This window comes from Sphingobacterium anhuiense (assembly GCF_042686355.1).
Lineage (GTDB): Bacteria > Bacteroidota > Bacteroidia > Sphingobacteriales > Sphingobacteriaceae > Sphingobacterium > Sphingobacterium anhuiense.
This window is the reverse complement of the sequence record NZ_JBHUPE010000011.1, coordinates 196,724-212,303: the sequence shown is the minus strand read 5'-3', so window position 1 is coordinate 212,303 and position 15,580 is coordinate 196,724. Positions and strand designations below refer to the sequence as shown.

Sequence of the window (15,580 nt, the reverse complement as noted above, 5' to 3'; positions counted from 1 at the left end):
GATTAGGGAGACGCTTATTAAATCTTGGAAAAGCCGTTTAAAAATCGAAGAATTGATTCGTGTATAGTACGCTGGTCCAGATCATCCCGATATATCGGGAGTGGTCACTGGTTCGAACCCAGTATTCTCCACATCAAAGCATCGATCTATCGATGTTTTTTTTATTTACAGCTTTTTTATGTATTTCCTATATATTTTATCGAAGCTAAATTGATCTAGCTGATTGTTTTCGCAATTTTAATTTACCTCATAGTAGTGTTGTCATTTTAAAGATGTTCAAACACGATGAGTTTTCATATAAACATTTATATATTTGATTGTATTATATAAACTTATTAGAAATGAATTTAAAATCTATTTCGGTAATAGCTTTTGTGTTCTTATCACACGTAACAATTTTTGCACAGGTGAAAAAGTATGATTGGAAAGAAGCAAACGAGGGTGGGTATACGTATCGTTACGTAACCAATGATCCTACAAATTCGCGTTTTTATACACTAAAAAACGGTCTTACAGTTATTTTGAGCCCTTCTAAAAAGGTGCCTCGTATTCAGGCCTATATTGCAACGAAAGCAGGGAGTAAAACTGATCCTTCAGATCACACAGGCTTAGCGCATTATTTAGAGCACATGCTTTTTAAAGGGACTGATAAGTTTGGATCAAAAGATTGGGCAAAGGAAAAACCATTACTGGATCAGATCGATGGTTTATATGAACAGTATAACTCCACTAAGGATGAAGCCAAGCGTAAAGAAATTTATAAGCAGATCGATCAGGTTTCTGGCGAGGCAGCAAAATATGCTATTGCCAATGAATACGATAAATTGATGAGTGAGATGGGGGCTGAGGGAACAAATGCCTTCACTTCTTTTGAACAGACTGTCTATACTGAGGATATTCCCAATAACGTAATCGATAAGTTCCTGGCTGTACAAGCAGAACGTTTTCGTAATCCTATATTAAGATTGTTTCATACAGAATTAGAGGCTGTTTACGAAGAGAAGAATAGAGGGTTGGATAATGATGGACGTAAATCTGTAGAAGCCATGTTTGAGGCGATGTTTCCAAATAATAATTATGGAAAACAGACAACTATCGGTACCGTTGAACATTTGAAGAACCCGTCTTTGAAAGCGATTCGTGAATATTTTAATACGTATTATGTGCCTAATAATATGGGGGTAATTATGTCTGGTGACTTTGATCCAAATGAAGTAGTAAAGAAAATCGATCAGGCGTTCAGTTATATGAAACCGAAAGAAATTCCAGCATATACTTTTGATGCTGAAAAAGACATCAAACAACCAATTGTAAGAGAGGTTAAAGGTCCAGAATCGGAATTTCTATTTTTAGGTTTCCGTTTCCCTGGTGCATCTACAAAAGATGCTCAAATGTTGAATTTGCTCGGAAATATGCTCACAAATGGTTCAGCTGGATTAATTGATTTAGATTTAGTGAAATCTCAAAAGTTATTGGGAGCAGGGGCTTTTCCATATGTATTAAAAGATTATTCGATGTTGATCATGCAGGCTAATCCAAGTCAAGGTCAATCTTTAGATGATGTGAAATCTTTGATTTTAGGAGAATTGGATAAGCTGCGTAAAGGTGATTTTTCTGACGACCTGATTACTTCCATTGTAAATAATGAAAAGAAATCAGAAATTTCACGAAATGAAAGCTATAGTAATCGTGCTGAGGAGCTAATGGATGCCTTTACTTCTGGAGTTGATTGGTCGACAGAATTGAGTTATTCAGATAACTTAACTAAAATCACGAAGAAAGATATTATGGATTTTGCTGCAAAATATCTGAATGATAATAATTATGTAGTGGTTTATAAACGTAAGGGCATTGACGATAGTATTGTAAAAGTGGAGAAACCTCCTATTACGCCTGTGGTTGTAAATCGTGACGATCAATCACTATTTCTAAAGACTATTGCTGCAATGCCTGAAAGCAAAATTGCACCTGTCTGGTTAGATTATACTAAAGATGTACAAAAGACTACCTTAAAAGGTCTTGATGTGATCGCAGTGCAAAATAAAGATAACGCATTGTTTAGTTTAACTTATCGTTACGAGATGGGGAAATGGAATAATAAGTTATTAAGTATTGCCGCAGATTATTTAGAATTTTTAGGTACTAAAGAAAAAACCAGTGAAGATTTCAGCAAGGCGTTTTATAAGTTGGCCTCAGATTTTTCAGTGTCTTCAGGTAATGAAGAAACACGTATTAATATTTCAGGATTAAATGAAAATTTTGAACAAACAGTTGCGCTAATTCAAGATTTATTAAATAATAGTGTTGGTGATCAAGAAGCATTGGAAGCTTATATCGGTCGTTTGAAAAAATCAAGAACAAATGCTAAAGAAAATAAGAACTTGATCATGGAAGGATTGAGGTCATATGCAAAATATGGAGCTAAAAATCCTTTTAATAATGTTTTGACAGATCAAGAGTTGGATGCGATCAAAGCATCGGACTTAGTTGCTATTTTACACGAGCTGGCAAATACAAAACATCAAATATTATATTACGGGCCTAAGACCACCAGTCAATTGGTTGCTACTCTTAAACCTTTAAATTCAAATACCAATTTTGCTACAGTTCAGAAAGCAAATACTTTTGAAGAATTGCCTACCCCTGAAAATCAAGTGTTGTTTACTAATTTTGATATGAAGCAGGCGGAAGTATTCTGGTTTAGAAATTCTGAAGTGTATAATTCAAAATATAGTCCTACTGTCGCATTATTTAATATGTATTTTGGTGGAGGTATGGGAAGTATAGTATTTCAAACGATTCGAGAATCTAAAGCTTTAGCTTATTCTACTTATGCTAATTTTGCTTCTCCTGTTAAAAAGGAAAATCATTACTCGGTAGGTGCATATGTGGGTACACAGGCCGATAAATTTAATGAAGCTGTTGTCGGTATGAATGAACTATTAAATGATTTACCTGATGCTCCAAAAGCTTTGGATATCGCTAAAGTTAGTTTAGTAAAATCATTGGCTAGTGACCGTATTACAAACGCAAATATTTTATCAAATTATCTAAGTGCACAGCGGTTGGGACTTACTTCAGATATCCGTAAAGATATTTATGAACAAGCACCAAAATTAAGTTTTACAGACCTAAAAGCTTTTCATAATAAAGAAATGAGTCGTAAACCTTATGTTTATTGTATTGTTGCAAAAGATGAAAATATAAAAATGGAAGATCTGCAAAAACTTGGAGAAGTTAAGAAATTAACATTGCAAGAGTTGTTCGGATATTAATCTGATTTAAAAAATAAGAGCAGGTAATCCTGCTCTTATTTTTTTATAATACCTTAATTTTGATGTTACGAAAAGAAACTTCATCAGTATGGTTTTGTAAGGCAATTTTTCCTTTTTGGAATTTACCGAAATCTGGATAGTTCTTCATATTGGTACCAGCGACAAGATCTTTCCATTCCTTAGTGTTGGTTTCGTTTTCGAATGTTAATTTCCCATTTAACCAAAAGCTTACTTTTCCTTTGTTCTGTACAATTCTAGATTGATTCCATTCGTTGTAGGGATTAGGTTTTGAATTGGATCCTATGCTCTTTATTGCGTATAGCGATCCTGCCCAATGTGTTGAATCTGTTTGATGCCGCGGTTCCGCATTGGCATTATCTAAAAGTTGCATTTCAAGTCCTGTAACAAATGTAGCGTCATATTTAGGATCCTCCTGAACATCTATAAAAACGCCACTATTGCCACCTTTGGCAACTTTCCAATCAAATTTTAAGTCAAAATCCTGAAAAGTTTCATTCGAAACTAAATCTCCAAATACACCAGTTTTCACAGTGGGGTCGCAAAGTATAGCATCATCTTTTACCACCCATTTAGAAGGTTGATTCCCTTGGTTGTAAATATGCCAATTGTTAATATCTTTTCCGTTAAAGAGAAGTTGCCAACCCTCTTCTTTTTCAATTGCACTTAGCGTATTATGTTCTGTAGTTTGTTTGCAAGACCATAGTAAGCCAATGGATAATAGAAGGTATGTAATTTTTAATTTCATATGATTTAGTTTTGGGCAAAATACAAATATTTGCGCTTTTATTGAATTAAAACACAAGAGCCAATGCGTGTAAGCATTGGCTCTTGTGTTTTGTGATATTTTTAAAAATGAATAAGTTCATCTATTTGTTCATGAATGGCATTCCTTGTTTCAATATGTACAAATGTATTTTCTTCGCTTATTTCATTCTGAATATGAGGTAAAAAAATTTTTAATGGTAAAACATGCATACGTAAGTAATTGCATATTCCCGTCAGATGATCTATCCCTCTTAAATTACCATAGCGTCCCGATGATATACCAACAAGAGCCGCTTTTTTATGGCAGAAGCTAATTGGGAAAGTACAGGCATCAATGAAGACCTTGAGTACTCCTGGTATACTGCCATTATACTCTGGTGTGATAAAAATAAATTTATCGGCTTCAGTTACCAGCTGTTGTATCTTTTTAAACTGGTCACTTCGTTGACCATATAAATCTGAGACTATAATGTCTGCAGGAAGCTCCGTTAAAGGTAGTATTTGACAGCTTTCACCGCTTTTTTGTATGTAATCTTGATAGTATTGTGCAACTTTTAGCGTCTTACTTTTGGGTCGATTCGTTCCCGAAATTATTAAAATCATTGTCTAGTTGTAACTTATAAAAACCCAAGGAACAAAGTGGATGTATATCCTGATTTTTTGTATCTTAGCATCTTGAGGATCTATTCCTTTAGATACTTTCAAAAGTAAGAAATATGCATGATTTAAGTGTTTTTTTGCGGGGAAGAATTTATGAATGAACAGAATAATCCTTTTTTGTGACTTTAGGGGAACAAAATGACATTTTATAAAGAAAGAATTTCATTCGAAATGGGTAAAATTATATCAATTGCAAATCAAAAGGGTGGTGTTGGTAAGACGACAACATCAATCAATCTGGCAGCTAGTTTAGCTGTTTTAGAATATAAAACCTTATTGGTTGACGCTGATCCACAAGCAAACTCTACTTCTGGAATTGGATTTGATCCAAGAACCATTAAAGAAAGCATATATGAGTGTCTGGTAAATGATCTAGATCCACGTGATGCCATTCAAGCTACTGAAACTCCTAACTTGGACTTATTACCAGCTCATATTGATCTGGTAGGTGCTGAGATCGAAATGATTAATATGCACGAGCGCGAATATAAGATGAAAAAAATCTTAGATCAAGTAAAGGATGATTACGACTTTATCATTATTGACTGCTCTCCATCATTAGGTTTGATTACGATCAATGCTTTATCTGCTTCAAACTCTGTCGTAATTCCCGTTCAATGTGAATATTTTGCATTAGAAGGGTTAGGCAAGTTGCTGAATACAATTAAAATTGTTCAGACACGTTTAAATACTAGTTTGGAAATAGAAGGTATTTTATTGACCATGTACGATGTACGATTACGTTTGTCTAATCAAGTCGTAGAGGAAGTTAAGACACATTTTACTGATTTGGTATTTGAAACGATTATCCAGCGAAATACACGATTAAGTGAGGCGCCAAGTTTTGGTATTTCTGTGATTATGCACGATGCATCCTGTAAAGGTGCAATCAACTATTTAAATTTGGCCAGAGAAATTTTACATAAGAACGGACATCTAAAAGAATTAGATTCAACAGTTACAATATAATATGGCAGCACAACAGCGAAAAACAGGTCTAGGAAGAGGATTAGGTGCCTTATTAAATGATAGTGCCGATATCCCTGAAAGAAATTCGGAGGTAGAAACATCTCGGGTAGAATCTCCTACAAAATCAAAAGAATCTGGCAATATTAGTACAGTTAATGTGGATACGATAGAAATGAATCCATTTCAACCTCGTACTGATTTTGATCCACAAGCGCTACAGGAACTGTCTGAATCGATCTCATTGCAAGGTTTAATTCAACCTATTACTGTTAGAAAAATTGGTGAGAATGCCTACCAGTTGATTTCTGGAGAACGCAGATACCGTGCATCAAAATTGGCTGGTATTACCGAAATTCCGGCATATATTCGGACAGCGAATGACCAACAGATGTTGGAAATGGCATTAATCGAAAATATTCAACGAGAAAATCTAAATGCTATTGAAGTAGCATTAAGTTTTCAACGGATGATCGAAGAGTGTAATCTGAAGCAAGAAGAATTGGGAGAACGTGTAAGTAAAAACCGTTCGACCGTAACCAATTATTTACGTTTATTGAAATTGCCACCTGTTATTCAAGCAGCGATCCGTGATGGAGAGTTAACGATGGGACATGCACGTGCGCTAATTAATGTAGGGGAGGTAGATAAGCAATTGTATATCTTTAAATTGATCGTTGACTTAGGATTGTCTGTTCGCAAGGCAGAAGAATTGGTGCGGGAGATTCAAAATGGCAATAAAAAGAAAGCACAAAAAGATAAGAATGTACCTAAATCATTTCAGTTTCAAAAGATTGAAGATGATTTGGCATCTAAATTTTCATCTCAGGTTAAGTTAAATTTAAAAAGTGCAAAAGGAAAAGGTGCAATCGAAATTCCTTTTGAGTCTGAAGATGATCTGAGCCGTATTCTGGAATTATTAGACTGGTAAGATGTATAAAATAATCAGTTTATTCTGTTCTATATTTATCTTTTTTGCTGCGCAGGCACAGAAAGTTGATACAAAAGATAAAGTTGCTTTAAAAACGGTTTCTGCAACAGATTCAACGAAAAAAGTATCGGCAGTGCAGGATACAACAAAAAAAGAGAGCCGTAGGGAACGAAAAAAAAGAGAGAAGGCTGAAGAAGAAGCAAAAACACCCAAAATCTTTAAAGATTCAACACGTCTTGCTATTGAGGCCAAAACCGTTACCGCATGGAAGCGATCTTTAGTTCTTCCGGGATGGGGACAATATACTAATAAAGGATTGTGGTGGATCAAGGTTCCCATAATTTATGGAGGATTTACATCTACGGTTCTTGTTTTTGACTTTAACAACCGTTATTATAAAGAACTTCTTGATGAGCTTGATTATCGTTTTACATATAATCAGAAGAAAAATCCAGCATATGCTAATGCTTCAGACCAAGGTCTTATCAGTGCAAAGGACTATGCTCGCCGTAATCGCGATCTTATGGTGCTTTTAACTGTGGGTCTATACGGATTGAATGTGGTCGAAGCTTATGTGGACTCAATGCTCAAGAATCGATGGAGTGTAAGTTCTGAAAAGGTCGCATTTTCCATTAGGCCAACTGTACTTCAGGGCCCATCAAATAGTTTTGCATTTAATGCCGTTCCAACTATGGGACTGAAATTATCCATGAAAATAAAATAAAAATTATATAACTTAAAGCTGTATTTGTGCGTTGTCGCATAGATTTATTTGGTCTTCTTTATTTAAATATGATCTGAAATAGATATGAAAATAGTATTATTCGGCTACGGAAAAATGGGCCAAATCATAGAAAAATTTGCTCAAAAGAGGGGGCATGAAATTCATTTGATCGTCAATAGCATAAATCGTAATCTCATTACAGTGGATGAACTGGTTGGTGCAGATGTTGCAATTGACTTTGGTGTTCCACAGGCAGCGATAGCTAATATGGAACTTTGCTTAGAAGCAAATCTTCCGATTGTAATGGGTACAACAGGCTGGTACGAACATCTTGATACGATCAAGGAGAAATGTCTTTCTTTGGATGGCTCTATCTTATATGGTTCTAATTTTTCGATTGGTGTAAATATCTTTTTTCATATCAATAAGATGTTGGCGAAAGCAATTCAGCCCTATAAAGCTTACGATGTACAGGTTGAGGAAATTCATCATATCCACAAATTGGACGCACCAAGTGGCACTGCTATTACAATAGCAGAGGGTATCCTGAACAATAGCGACACTAAAACTTCTTGGGTTAATTCTGTCGTTGGCGATGGAGAAGAGGAGGTTATTCCGAAAGCAGATCAATTGCTAATAGAGAGTCATCGTATTGAAGAAGTTCCAGGAACTCATACTGTTGTATATAGTTCTGAAGTGGATCAAATTGAATTTAAGCATACAGCACACAGTCGTGATGGTTTTGCTTTAGGTTCAGTAATTGCTGCTGAATGGTTATTTGGAAAGCAAGGATTCTATCAGGTGACAGAAATGTTTGATTTTAATCGGTAACTAAGTTGCCGATTTTGCGTTAAAAAATAAGGATTCTGTAACGAATCCATAGTCTATTATACTAATTGAAATATTAGATTATTAAACAATAAAATTTTAAGAAGCTTATGTGGTATATTATTTTTGCGGTCTTAACAGTAGTTGCTCATTACGGGCTTTGGAAATTATTTGTTAAGGCAGGAAGACCGGGGTGGGAAGCATTAGTTCCTTTTTATCGGGAATATGTGATGGCTCAATTGACAGGTCGTGCAAAATGGATTGTTGTTCTTTTACTAGTCCCAATCGTAAATATTTTTATTTTCTATGGATTGTATTTGGACCTTATAAAGGCATTTGGGAAAAGAAGGTTTTGGGAAAATACGGCAGCAGTTTTAGCTCCTTTTATTGTATTGCCTCTTTGGGGAAACGATCCTCTAGTAAAGTATTTAGGAAACCCAAATTCAGAGGAATTTAAAAAGAAATATTTTTATAAAAAATCAATGGCCCGCGAATGGGCAGATGCGATTGTTTTTGCAACAGTTGCAGCATCCTTAATTCGTGGTTTTTTGATTGAAGCGTATATGATTCCAACTGGATCCATGGAGCGAACATTGTTAGTCGGTGATTTCTTGTTCGTGAGTAAGTTGAATTATGGGCCTCGTATTCCAATGACACCTCTAGCATTTCCTTTTGCGCATCATACGATGCCGCTAACAGGCGGAAAAGCTTATTCCGAACTGATCGAACTTCCTTATAAACGTTTACCTGGTTTTCAGGATATCAAAAGAAATGATGTCGTAGTATTCAATTATCCTATGGAAGCCGATGCTCCTTACAACAGACCCGTTGATAAACGTGAAAATTACATCAAGCGTTGTGTAGGGATGCCTGGAGATGAAGTTTCAATGGCAAATGCAATATTTTTTGTGAATGGTAAGCCTGGTTTTAATCCGCCAGAAGGACAATTAGATTATATTGTAGTAACGGATCAATCTGGTTTGGATCTGCGTGTGATGAAAGAAAAACGATTAGAGATGTCTGATACCGGACAACCTAACATTTATCAAGTTTTTATGACAGCAGATGAGGCCGCAATGGTCAAAGGTTGGATAAATGTAAAGGAAGTTGTTCCCAATATTCGTAAAGCTGGAGAAAATGAAGATGGAACTTTTCCTCATGTTGCGTCTCTTAACTGGAATTTTGACAATTTTGGTCCTATTAAAGTTCCGAGTAAAGGCTGGACAGTTCAATTGGATAGTGCAACAATGCCACTATATGAACGTGCAATCACTGTTTATGAAGGTAATAAATTAGAAAATAAGTCTGATGGTATTTATATTAATGGTGTAAAAGCTAATTCTTATACTTTCAAAATGAATTATTACTGGATGATGGGTGATAATAGACACAATTCATTAGATTCTAGAGGATGGGGTTTCGTGCCGGAAGATCATATAGTGGGTAAAGCATTATTTACCTGGTTAAGTCTTGATGAATTGGGATCGGGACTATCGAAAATAAGATGGAATAGAATATTCAAAGGAATAGAATAAACATAACAACAAAAGAGGCTTTACATTTGTAAAGCCTCTTTTGTTTTATTTAAGTGCGTTTAAGTATCTTTTTATCGTTTCTTCTAAGCCTAAGTACAGGGCATCAGCAATTAGAGCATGTCCTATGCTTACTTCTAACAATCCCGGAATATGTTCGTTAAAGTAAGTTAGGTTATTTAAATCTAAATCATGACCAGCATTAATGCCTAATCCTACCTCTCTCGCTTTTAATGCGGCATGAAAATAAGGTTTGATTGCTTCGTCTCTTTCATCTAAGAATGCCTGTGCATATGACTCTGTATAAAGCTCAATTCGGTCAGTACCTGTTTCTGCTGCTGCCTCAACCATATCTTCATCTGGATCCACAAAAATAGAAACTCGAATACCTTGATCTTTAAATAGTTTGCACATATCAGTCAGATATGCCTTATTTTTAATAGTATCCCAACCATGATTCGAAGTAATCTGTCCCTCCGCATCAGGAACTAATGTTACCTGAGCAGGTTTGTTCGCCAAAACAAGATCTATAAATTTTTGTTCCTGACAATTACCTTCAATATTTAATTCTGTTTGAATATTGGCTTTTAAGTCAAAAACATCTGCATAACGGATGTGGCGTTCGTCAGGTCTTGGATGTACAGTAATTCCATTTGCACCAAAACGTTCACAGGCTAGAGCAGCTGCTAATACATTTGGATTATTTCCGCCACGAGAATTACGTAGGGTAGCAATTTTATTGATGTTTACAGATAATGCAGTCATGTTGATTTCAATCTTTTAAGTAAAAATACAAAACAATTTGCTTGCTTACTCATATTAGCAACAATTTGCTTGATAAAGAACAGATTCTTAAATTGATTTTTTTTAACTTGCATCTATATGGAAGGATTTGATTACAGCCTTTTTAGAGGTTTCCGGTTGCTCGATGTTATCGATATTATTTTAGTAGCGATTATTATTTACTATGTGTATAGTTTGATACGCGGGACCATTGCTGTTAATATATTAATTGGTGTCGCATTATTCTACGGAATATATATAATTGTTAAGCAGATGCATATGCGCTTGCTGACGGAAATATTTGGGGGCTTTATCTCTGTTGGTTCTATTGCCTTGATTGTTGTATTTCAACAGGAGATCCGGCGTTTCCTATTACATATAGGGAAAAACATTTCGATGAAGCGAAAGAAGATCTTATGGTCTTTCCTAGTTAGTAAACGAACCGTTGCAAAAGATAATTCTGAACACATGAGACCCATTATAGAAGCATGTCGCAGCATGTCAAAATCCCGTACGGGTGCGCTATTGGTTTTTTCTAAATATTTTGATGAAGAATATTATCAAAGCAGCGGCGAGTATATTGATGCACATATTTCAAAGCGCCTCATTGAAAGTATTTTCAATAAAAATAGCCCCCTACATGATGGAGCTGTAGTTGTTGTTGATTTTAAAATTATGTCAGCTTCTTGTATTTTACCTTTATCAGATAGCGAAGATCTGCCTTTGCAATTTGGCTTACGACATCGTGCCGCGATTGGGGTGACAGAGGTATCTGATGCTGTCGCTGTTATTGTATCAGAGGAAACGGGTGAAATATCTTTTGCAAAAGATGGCAATGTCAATATGAATATTACACATGAGGAACTCGCAGAATTGCTAAAAGAAGAATTATAAAAAACGCCACTTCGAAAAAAGTGGCGTTTTTTATAGCATAATATTATTATTTACCAGCTTCTTGGATCACCTGGTTATTTAATTTAACGTACTCAGCATTATTCCCTTTTTGTGCAATTTCTACTCCTTTTTGAGCTGTTGCAATTGCACCTTTTTTATCGCCAGATTTTAATTGAATTTTAGCTTTCCAATAACGAACATATGGTGCATCGGGATTTTCTTTTTCAGCTTCATTTGCCCATGCTAATGCTTTATTAAGATCTAAATTATTACTTAGGTAAAATTGTGCAGCTTGTAGATAAGGTTTTTTATCACCTTTCATTGCTTGATCAATATTCGCTAAAATCTCCTTGGTTTGATCGGTTTTAATTGTAAATTTCGTATATGTGTTTTCCCAAGCTAATGATAGTGTAGCCGAATTAGTTGTTACATTTTCAAATTGCATGGTAAAAGTTTCCACCTTATTAGAAAGTTTTGTAGATTTTACATTAAAACGAACTAAATCATCTTTCTTATCGTAGGTATAGGCTCCCCACTGATTACTGTTTTTTGTTAATATGATTGTCCAGTCACCTTTAGTTGGGATAGTTAAAATACCATATGTTCCTGCAGGAACCTTATTTCCTTCTATTGTAACTTCTTCTTCAAATTTAATAATAGGAAGGTTATTAGCACCTGTTCTCCAAACTTCATTGTAAGGAACCAAATTACCAAAGATAACACGACCGTTTATGTTCGGTCTTTGGTATGTAAGCGCTATGTTTTTAATCCCTAAACCTTGAGTAATCGAAGTCGTACTACTTGCTTGCGGCAATTTTACTTGAGCAAAAGAAGTTGTAGAGATACTAAATGTGAGTACCGTCGCGGCGCACAGTGTTAAAATAGATTTTTTCATTTTGGAAACGTTTAATTTTTCCTAATTTACTCGTAAATAATCAGAATAAAGAATTTTGATTATTAATAATAAGAGCCGGTAAATCATCTTTATCGGCTCAAATATTTTTTTTTTTATAAACTGTTTAATATTTTTTGTGCTTCTTTCACTTGGTTTGGTATTGCTTTTTGATTGATGTTTTTATTTGTGAATCCAGCAATGGCATCATTTAATTTCTGTAATTGAGATGCTTTTAACTCTTTTTTTAAGATTCTTATTTTCTCAGCATCCTGAATACCTTCAATTAATTTTTCGAAACGAATAGAAGTCATATTATCAGGATAAACAAAATAGGTATCGCCACCTAACCACGTTCCATAACGTGTATCTTGATTAGGATTTGAATTCCAGCAGTCAAATGCCCATCTTAAATAACCATCAAAACCTCTTTGAACACTGTGCCACGCTAACCACGTTGCTTCTTGATATCCAGAATTCGTAAAGGTGTTCGGGAATATTTCTGAACAGCATGTGTAAACAGTGGTTTTGTAACCTTTGTCCTGACGGGCTTTTAATACATCTGGAGCCATATCTTCTCCTAGAGTAATACTATAATCTGCAAATTCATTCGAAATTTGTGGATGATATCCACCGGCAAGAGATGATTTGAACTGGGGATCAGCTTCTTTGATAATAGCAATAGCACGTTTCATATCTTCCTGGGGTCTTTCATCCATGGCAATGGTTGTCCATTCGAAGTATCCTTTTTGTTTAAGGTGCTTTGCAAAATCTTTTAAAAGTGGTAACCAATGCGCTCTATATTTTGGATCATCAGTTTTTATTTTTAATATTTCATATTTTCCGGTGTTTTCATCAAAATATTGGAAATTCATATTCCATGGAATCATGCTATAACAATTGATATATTCTGAAATTCCAAGTTCACGCATGAAACTTACCCATTTATCAAAAATACTGTAATCATATGACCAAGAACCGTCCTTCTTTTTAGTCCATTTGATCATAGCTTGGTATTTATCATACGTTTGACCATTCCAAGGATCGTTGATGATACTTGCAGTGATATTTTTCTGACCAGCATCGCGTAACCTTTCATAATATGGTTTCATGGCACTGAAGTGTGCAGGAGACCATAGCTCGACGTTATGATGCCGAGCAATAGAGTAGGGGTTTTGCCATAGATCTAAATGATAAGCCCAATCTTTTGCTTCAGGAAGTATATGTGATAATACCTCTACTGTATAAGGAATAGTGGTGTTATAATTTGTACCTTTTAGTGTAAGTGATCCTTTATAGATTCCAGGAGCTGCATCACGAGGAACTTGAATACTTAACCAGAGGGGTCTCGTGGTATTTTTATCATATTCAAAACTTGATTGATTGGTGATACGGTCTGCAACTAAAGCCGAATCTAGTATTTTACTGATACCGCAACCATTTTTTAAATCTCCAGGAAGGTCTGTCATCACATAAGAAATATAACCAGTGGTAATATCTTTTGTCCCGATTTCCTGCCCTTTGCTATTTTTTAACGGTGAAGAACTCACCTCAATTTTATCGTGATTTTGGTTACTCCAAAAAACTAATTGTGTATGTACTTTCTCACCTCTCCAAGCTTTTGTAATCCATGATTTACTTAGTGTTTCTAAGATAGGCGGGTTTGTTTTGGAATAACTGTAATCAGCTGTGCTAAAAGAAAAATTATTATTCTCCTTTAGACTGTTCCATTTTTCAGTTGTTTGAGGAGCTTTGGGATCTTTTAGTTCATTTATTCTTTGGGAATAGCCCTGTTGTGCATAAACGAATAGACCAAATATTAAGCAATAAAACGATTTTTTCATATTTAGGTGGATAAGAAAATAGCGATTATTTCTTAAAAATAATCGCTATTTGATTGTAATTAGTATTTTTTATTTCTGTCCGACTCTGTGGCCCTTTGTTGCAAAGTATAAGATATACAGATAAGCAGGAACCATAGCATAAAGAAATGCATGTTGAAAGTCAACATGTAAATTATCTTTTAAGTAACCATAAATTAGAGGCCAAATAGCTCCTCCGGCAATACCCATAATCATGATGGCTGATCCTGTTTTAGTAAAACGGCCTAGACCTTTAATACCTAGTGGGAAAATAGCAGGCCACATTAAAGAATTGGCAATACCTAAAAGGGCAACGAAAATGAATGAAGTAATTCCAGTTGTAAATACAGAAATAACAGTGAATAAAATACCAACGATAGTACAAACTCGTAATGCTAATTGTTGGGAAACAAATTTTGGTATTGCAATAATACCAACAATGTAACCTAAAAGCATACATCCTAATGTGAATGTTGTCGCATAGGTAACTAATGCACCATGAATATTTAATTCTCTTGCATAAACACCAATAATATCTCCAGCCATTACTTCTACAGCAACACAGAAAAAGATAGCTAAAGAGCCTAAGAATAGGTGTGGGAATTGGAATACACTTGTTTTTTTCTCTTTAAGAATAACTGCCCCATTCTCATCAGTATGTTCTTCTTCTGCATTTACATCCACCTCAGGTAAATGTGTTATTTTAATAACGATCGCAAATAAAACGAAAATAACAGCTAACGTAATGTATGGTGTATGTACGCGTTGTAATAAAGAATCTAGAATGGCATTTTTAGCTTCCATATCTACCGCGGCATCCAATTTGGCTGTTATGGCAGAAGAATCTTTTAAGAATAATGTACCAAATATTAATGGAACAATAATACCTGCAGATTTATTGAAAAAACCAGCAATAGATATTCTTTGTGCAGCACTGTCAATAGGACCAATGATACTTAGATATGGGTTAACAGCAGTTTGTAGTAATGCCATTGCAGAACCTTGAACAAAAATTCCTGTTAAGAAAAGAATATAGCTTCTACCATCTGCAGCAGGAATGAAAATTAAAGAACCAACTCCAAGTAAAATTAAGCTGAGAACTAATCCATTTTTAAAACCAATTTTTTTCAAAATCCAAGAACTTGGGATTGCTAAAAAGAAGTAAGCGATGTAAGAAGCAAATGTTACAAAAAAGGCTTGTAAATCTGTTTCTAAATTACAGGCAATCTTTAAGAATGGGATAAGTGTTCCATTTGCCCAAGTGACAAATCCTAAAATGAAGAATAAGGCACAACACATAGCCATGGGGCGAAATGCTGTTTTTCCTGAATTTGGTTGAGAATTCATTTTTTTAGTATCAATTAATTGTTTTTTAGATTATAAAATTAGAAAATAATGATTTTTATAGTGTCTCTATTCAAGATGTGCTTACACAATCGATTGATAT

At 34.9% G+C, this 15,580-nt stretch carries 13 protein-coding genes and 1 tRNA gene; 8 read left to right on the top strand and 6 right to left on the bottom strand.

What is annotated here, in order from left to right:
• The first annotated feature begins 46 nt into the window (after positions 1–46).
• Both ACFS6I_RS20885 and ACFS6I_RS20880 read left to right on the top strand, forming a co-directional pair.
• A tRNA-OTHER gene (locus ACFS6I_RS20885) sits at positions 47–131 on the top strand.
• Between the two features lie 210 nt (positions 132–341).
• Positions 342–3,275: a M16 family metallopeptidase gene (locus tag ACFS6I_RS20880; protein WP_380923499.1), complete on the top strand. Its 2,934-nt coding sequence runs from the start codon at positions 342–344 to the stop codon at positions 3,273–3,275.
• Between the two features lie 43 nt (positions 3,276–3,318).
• Here the strand turns inward: ACFS6I_RS20880 and ACFS6I_RS20875 are convergent, their stop codons facing one another.
• Both ACFS6I_RS20875 and ACFS6I_RS20870 read right to left on the bottom strand, forming a co-directional pair.
• Positions 3,319–4,041 carry a 3-keto-disaccharide hydrolase gene (locus ACFS6I_RS20875; protein ID WP_380923497.1) on the bottom strand — a complete coding sequence of 241 codons (723 nt, stop codon included), beginning with the start codon at positions 4,039–4,041 and terminating at the stop codon, positions 3,319–3,321.
• 101 nt (positions 4,042–4,142) lie between these two features.
• Entirely contained in the window at positions 4,143–4,664 is a 522-nt protein-coding gene (locus ACFS6I_RS20870) for an NADPH-dependent FMN reductase (protein WP_380923495.1), read from the bottom strand.
• Between the two features lie 228 nt (positions 4,665–4,892).
• Between ACFS6I_RS20870 and ACFS6I_RS20865 the strand changes: the two genes are divergently transcribed.
• From ACFS6I_RS20865 to lepB, 5 genes are all read left to right on the top strand, one after another.
• Positions 4,893–5,690 (top strand): ParA family protein, encoded by a 798-nt coding sequence (locus tag ACFS6I_RS20865; RefSeq protein WP_132769363.1) that lies wholly within the window; start codon positions 4,893–4,895, stop codon positions 5,688–5,690.
• 1 nt (position 5,691) lies between these two features.
• On the top strand, positions 5,692–6,618 hold the full coding sequence (locus ACFS6I_RS20860; RefSeq protein ID WP_380923493.1) for a ParB/RepB/Spo0J family partition protein: 927 nt from the start codon (positions 5,692–5,694) through the stop codon (positions 6,616–6,618).
• A gap of 1 nt (position 6,619) precedes the next feature.
• Complete coding sequence (locus tag ACFS6I_RS20855; RefSeq protein WP_380923491.1) at positions 6,620–7,342, top strand: DUF5683 domain-containing protein; 723 nt, start codon at positions 6,620–6,622, stop codon at positions 7,340–7,342.
• 84 nt (positions 7,343–7,426) lie between these two features.
• A complete protein-coding gene (gene dapB / locus ACFS6I_RS20850; RefSeq protein ID WP_380923489.1) occupies positions 7,427–8,173 on the top strand; it encodes a 4-hydroxy-tetrahydrodipicolinate reductase in 747 nt (248 codons plus the stop codon).
• A gap of 107 nt (positions 8,174–8,280) precedes the next feature.
• The gene (lepB, locus tag ACFS6I_RS20845) at positions 8,281–9,705 is read left to right on the top strand and encodes a signal peptidase I (RefSeq protein WP_380923487.1); all 1,425 of its coding nucleotides are present in this window, start codon (positions 8,281–8,283) and stop codon (positions 9,703–9,705) included.
• Positions 9,706–9,750: 45 nt separating this feature from the next.
• Here lepB and ACFS6I_RS20840 read toward each other — a convergent pair whose 3' ends face one another.
• Positions 9,751–10,467 (bottom strand): pyridoxine 5'-phosphate synthase, encoded by a 717-nt coding sequence (locus ACFS6I_RS20840; RefSeq protein WP_021188016.1) that lies wholly within the window; start codon positions 10,465–10,467, stop codon positions 9,751–9,753.
• Between the two features lie 117 nt (positions 10,468–10,584).
• Here ACFS6I_RS20840 and cdaA point away from each other — a divergent pair, with 117 nt between their 5' ends.
• The gene (gene cdaA / locus ACFS6I_RS20835; protein WP_021188015.1) at positions 10,585–11,379 is read left to right on the top strand and encodes a diadenylate cyclase CdaA; all 795 of its coding nucleotides are present in this window, start codon (positions 10,585–10,587) and stop codon (positions 11,377–11,379) included.
• A 46-nt stretch (positions 11,380–11,425) separates the two neighbouring features.
• Here cdaA and ACFS6I_RS20830 read toward each other — a convergent pair whose 3' ends face one another.
• The 3 genes from ACFS6I_RS20830 to ACFS6I_RS20820 form a co-directional block, all read right to left on the bottom strand.
• Positions 11,426–12,274, bottom strand: a complete 849-nt coding sequence (locus ACFS6I_RS20830; protein ID WP_132769355.1) for a DUF2911 domain-containing protein — start codon at positions 12,272–12,274, stop codon at positions 11,426–11,428.
• Between the two features lie 113 nt (positions 12,275–12,387).
• The gene (locus ACFS6I_RS20825) at positions 12,388–14,115 is read right to left on the bottom strand and encodes a DUF4091 domain-containing protein (protein ID WP_380923484.1); all 1,728 of its coding nucleotides are present in this window, start codon (positions 14,113–14,115) and stop codon (positions 12,388–12,390) included.
• A 69-nt stretch (positions 14,116–14,184) separates the two neighbouring features.
• Positions 14,185–15,480 (bottom strand): sugar MFS transporter, encoded by a 1,296-nt coding sequence (locus tag ACFS6I_RS20820; protein ID WP_021188012.1) that lies wholly within the window; start codon positions 15,478–15,480, stop codon positions 14,185–14,187.
• Between the last annotated feature and the right edge of the window lie 100 nt (positions 15,481–15,580).

Excerpts from the sequence above, each read along its gene's own strand:
- lepB (WP_380923487.1), top strand. The coding sequence starts at position 8,281 with ATGTGGTATATTATTTTTGCGGTCTTAACAGTAGTTGCTCATTACGGG.
- dapB (WP_380923489.1), top strand. The coding sequence starts at position 7,427 with ATGAAAATAGTATTATTCGGCTACGGAAAAATGGGCCAAATCATAGAA.
- ACFS6I_RS20820 (WP_021188012.1), bottom strand. The coding sequence starts at position 15,480 with ATGAATTCTCAACCAAATTCAGGAAAAACAGCATTTCGCCCCATGGCT.
- ACFS6I_RS20865 (WP_132769363.1), top strand. The coding sequence starts at position 4,893 with ATGGGTAAAATTATATCAATTGCAAATCAAAAGGGTGGTGTTGGTAAG.
- ACFS6I_RS20855 (WP_380923491.1), top strand. The coding sequence starts at position 6,620 with ATGTATAAAATAATCAGTTTATTCTGTTCTATATTTATCTTTTTTGCT.
- ACFS6I_RS20840 (WP_021188016.1), bottom strand. The coding sequence starts at position 10,467 with ATGACTGCATTATCTGTAAACATCAATAAAATTGCTACCCTACGTAAT.
- ACFS6I_RS20860 (WP_380923493.1), top strand. The coding sequence starts at position 5,692 with ATGGCAGCACAACAGCGAAAAACAGGTCTAGGAAGAGGATTAGGTGCC.
- ACFS6I_RS20870 (WP_380923495.1), bottom strand. The coding sequence starts at position 4,664 with ATGATTTTAATAATTTCGGGAACGAATCGACCCAAAAGTAAGACGCTA.
- ACFS6I_RS20880 (WP_380923499.1), top strand. The coding sequence starts at position 342 with ATGAATTTAAAATCTATTTCGGTAATAGCTTTTGTGTTCTTATCACAC.
- ACFS6I_RS20875 (WP_380923497.1), bottom strand. The coding sequence starts at position 4,041 with ATGAAATTAAAAATTACATACCTTCTATTATCCATTGGCTTACTATGG.
- ACFS6I_RS20825 (WP_380923484.1), bottom strand. The coding sequence starts at position 14,115 with ATGAAAAAATCGTTTTATTGCTTAATATTTGGTCTATTCGTTTATGCA.
- cdaA (WP_021188015.1), top strand. The coding sequence starts at position 10,585 with ATGGAAGGATTTGATTACAGCCTTTTTAGAGGTTTCCGGTTGCTCGAT.
- ACFS6I_RS20830 (WP_132769355.1), bottom strand. The coding sequence starts at position 12,274 with ATGAAAAAATCTATTTTAACACTGTGCGCCGCGACGGTACTCACATTT.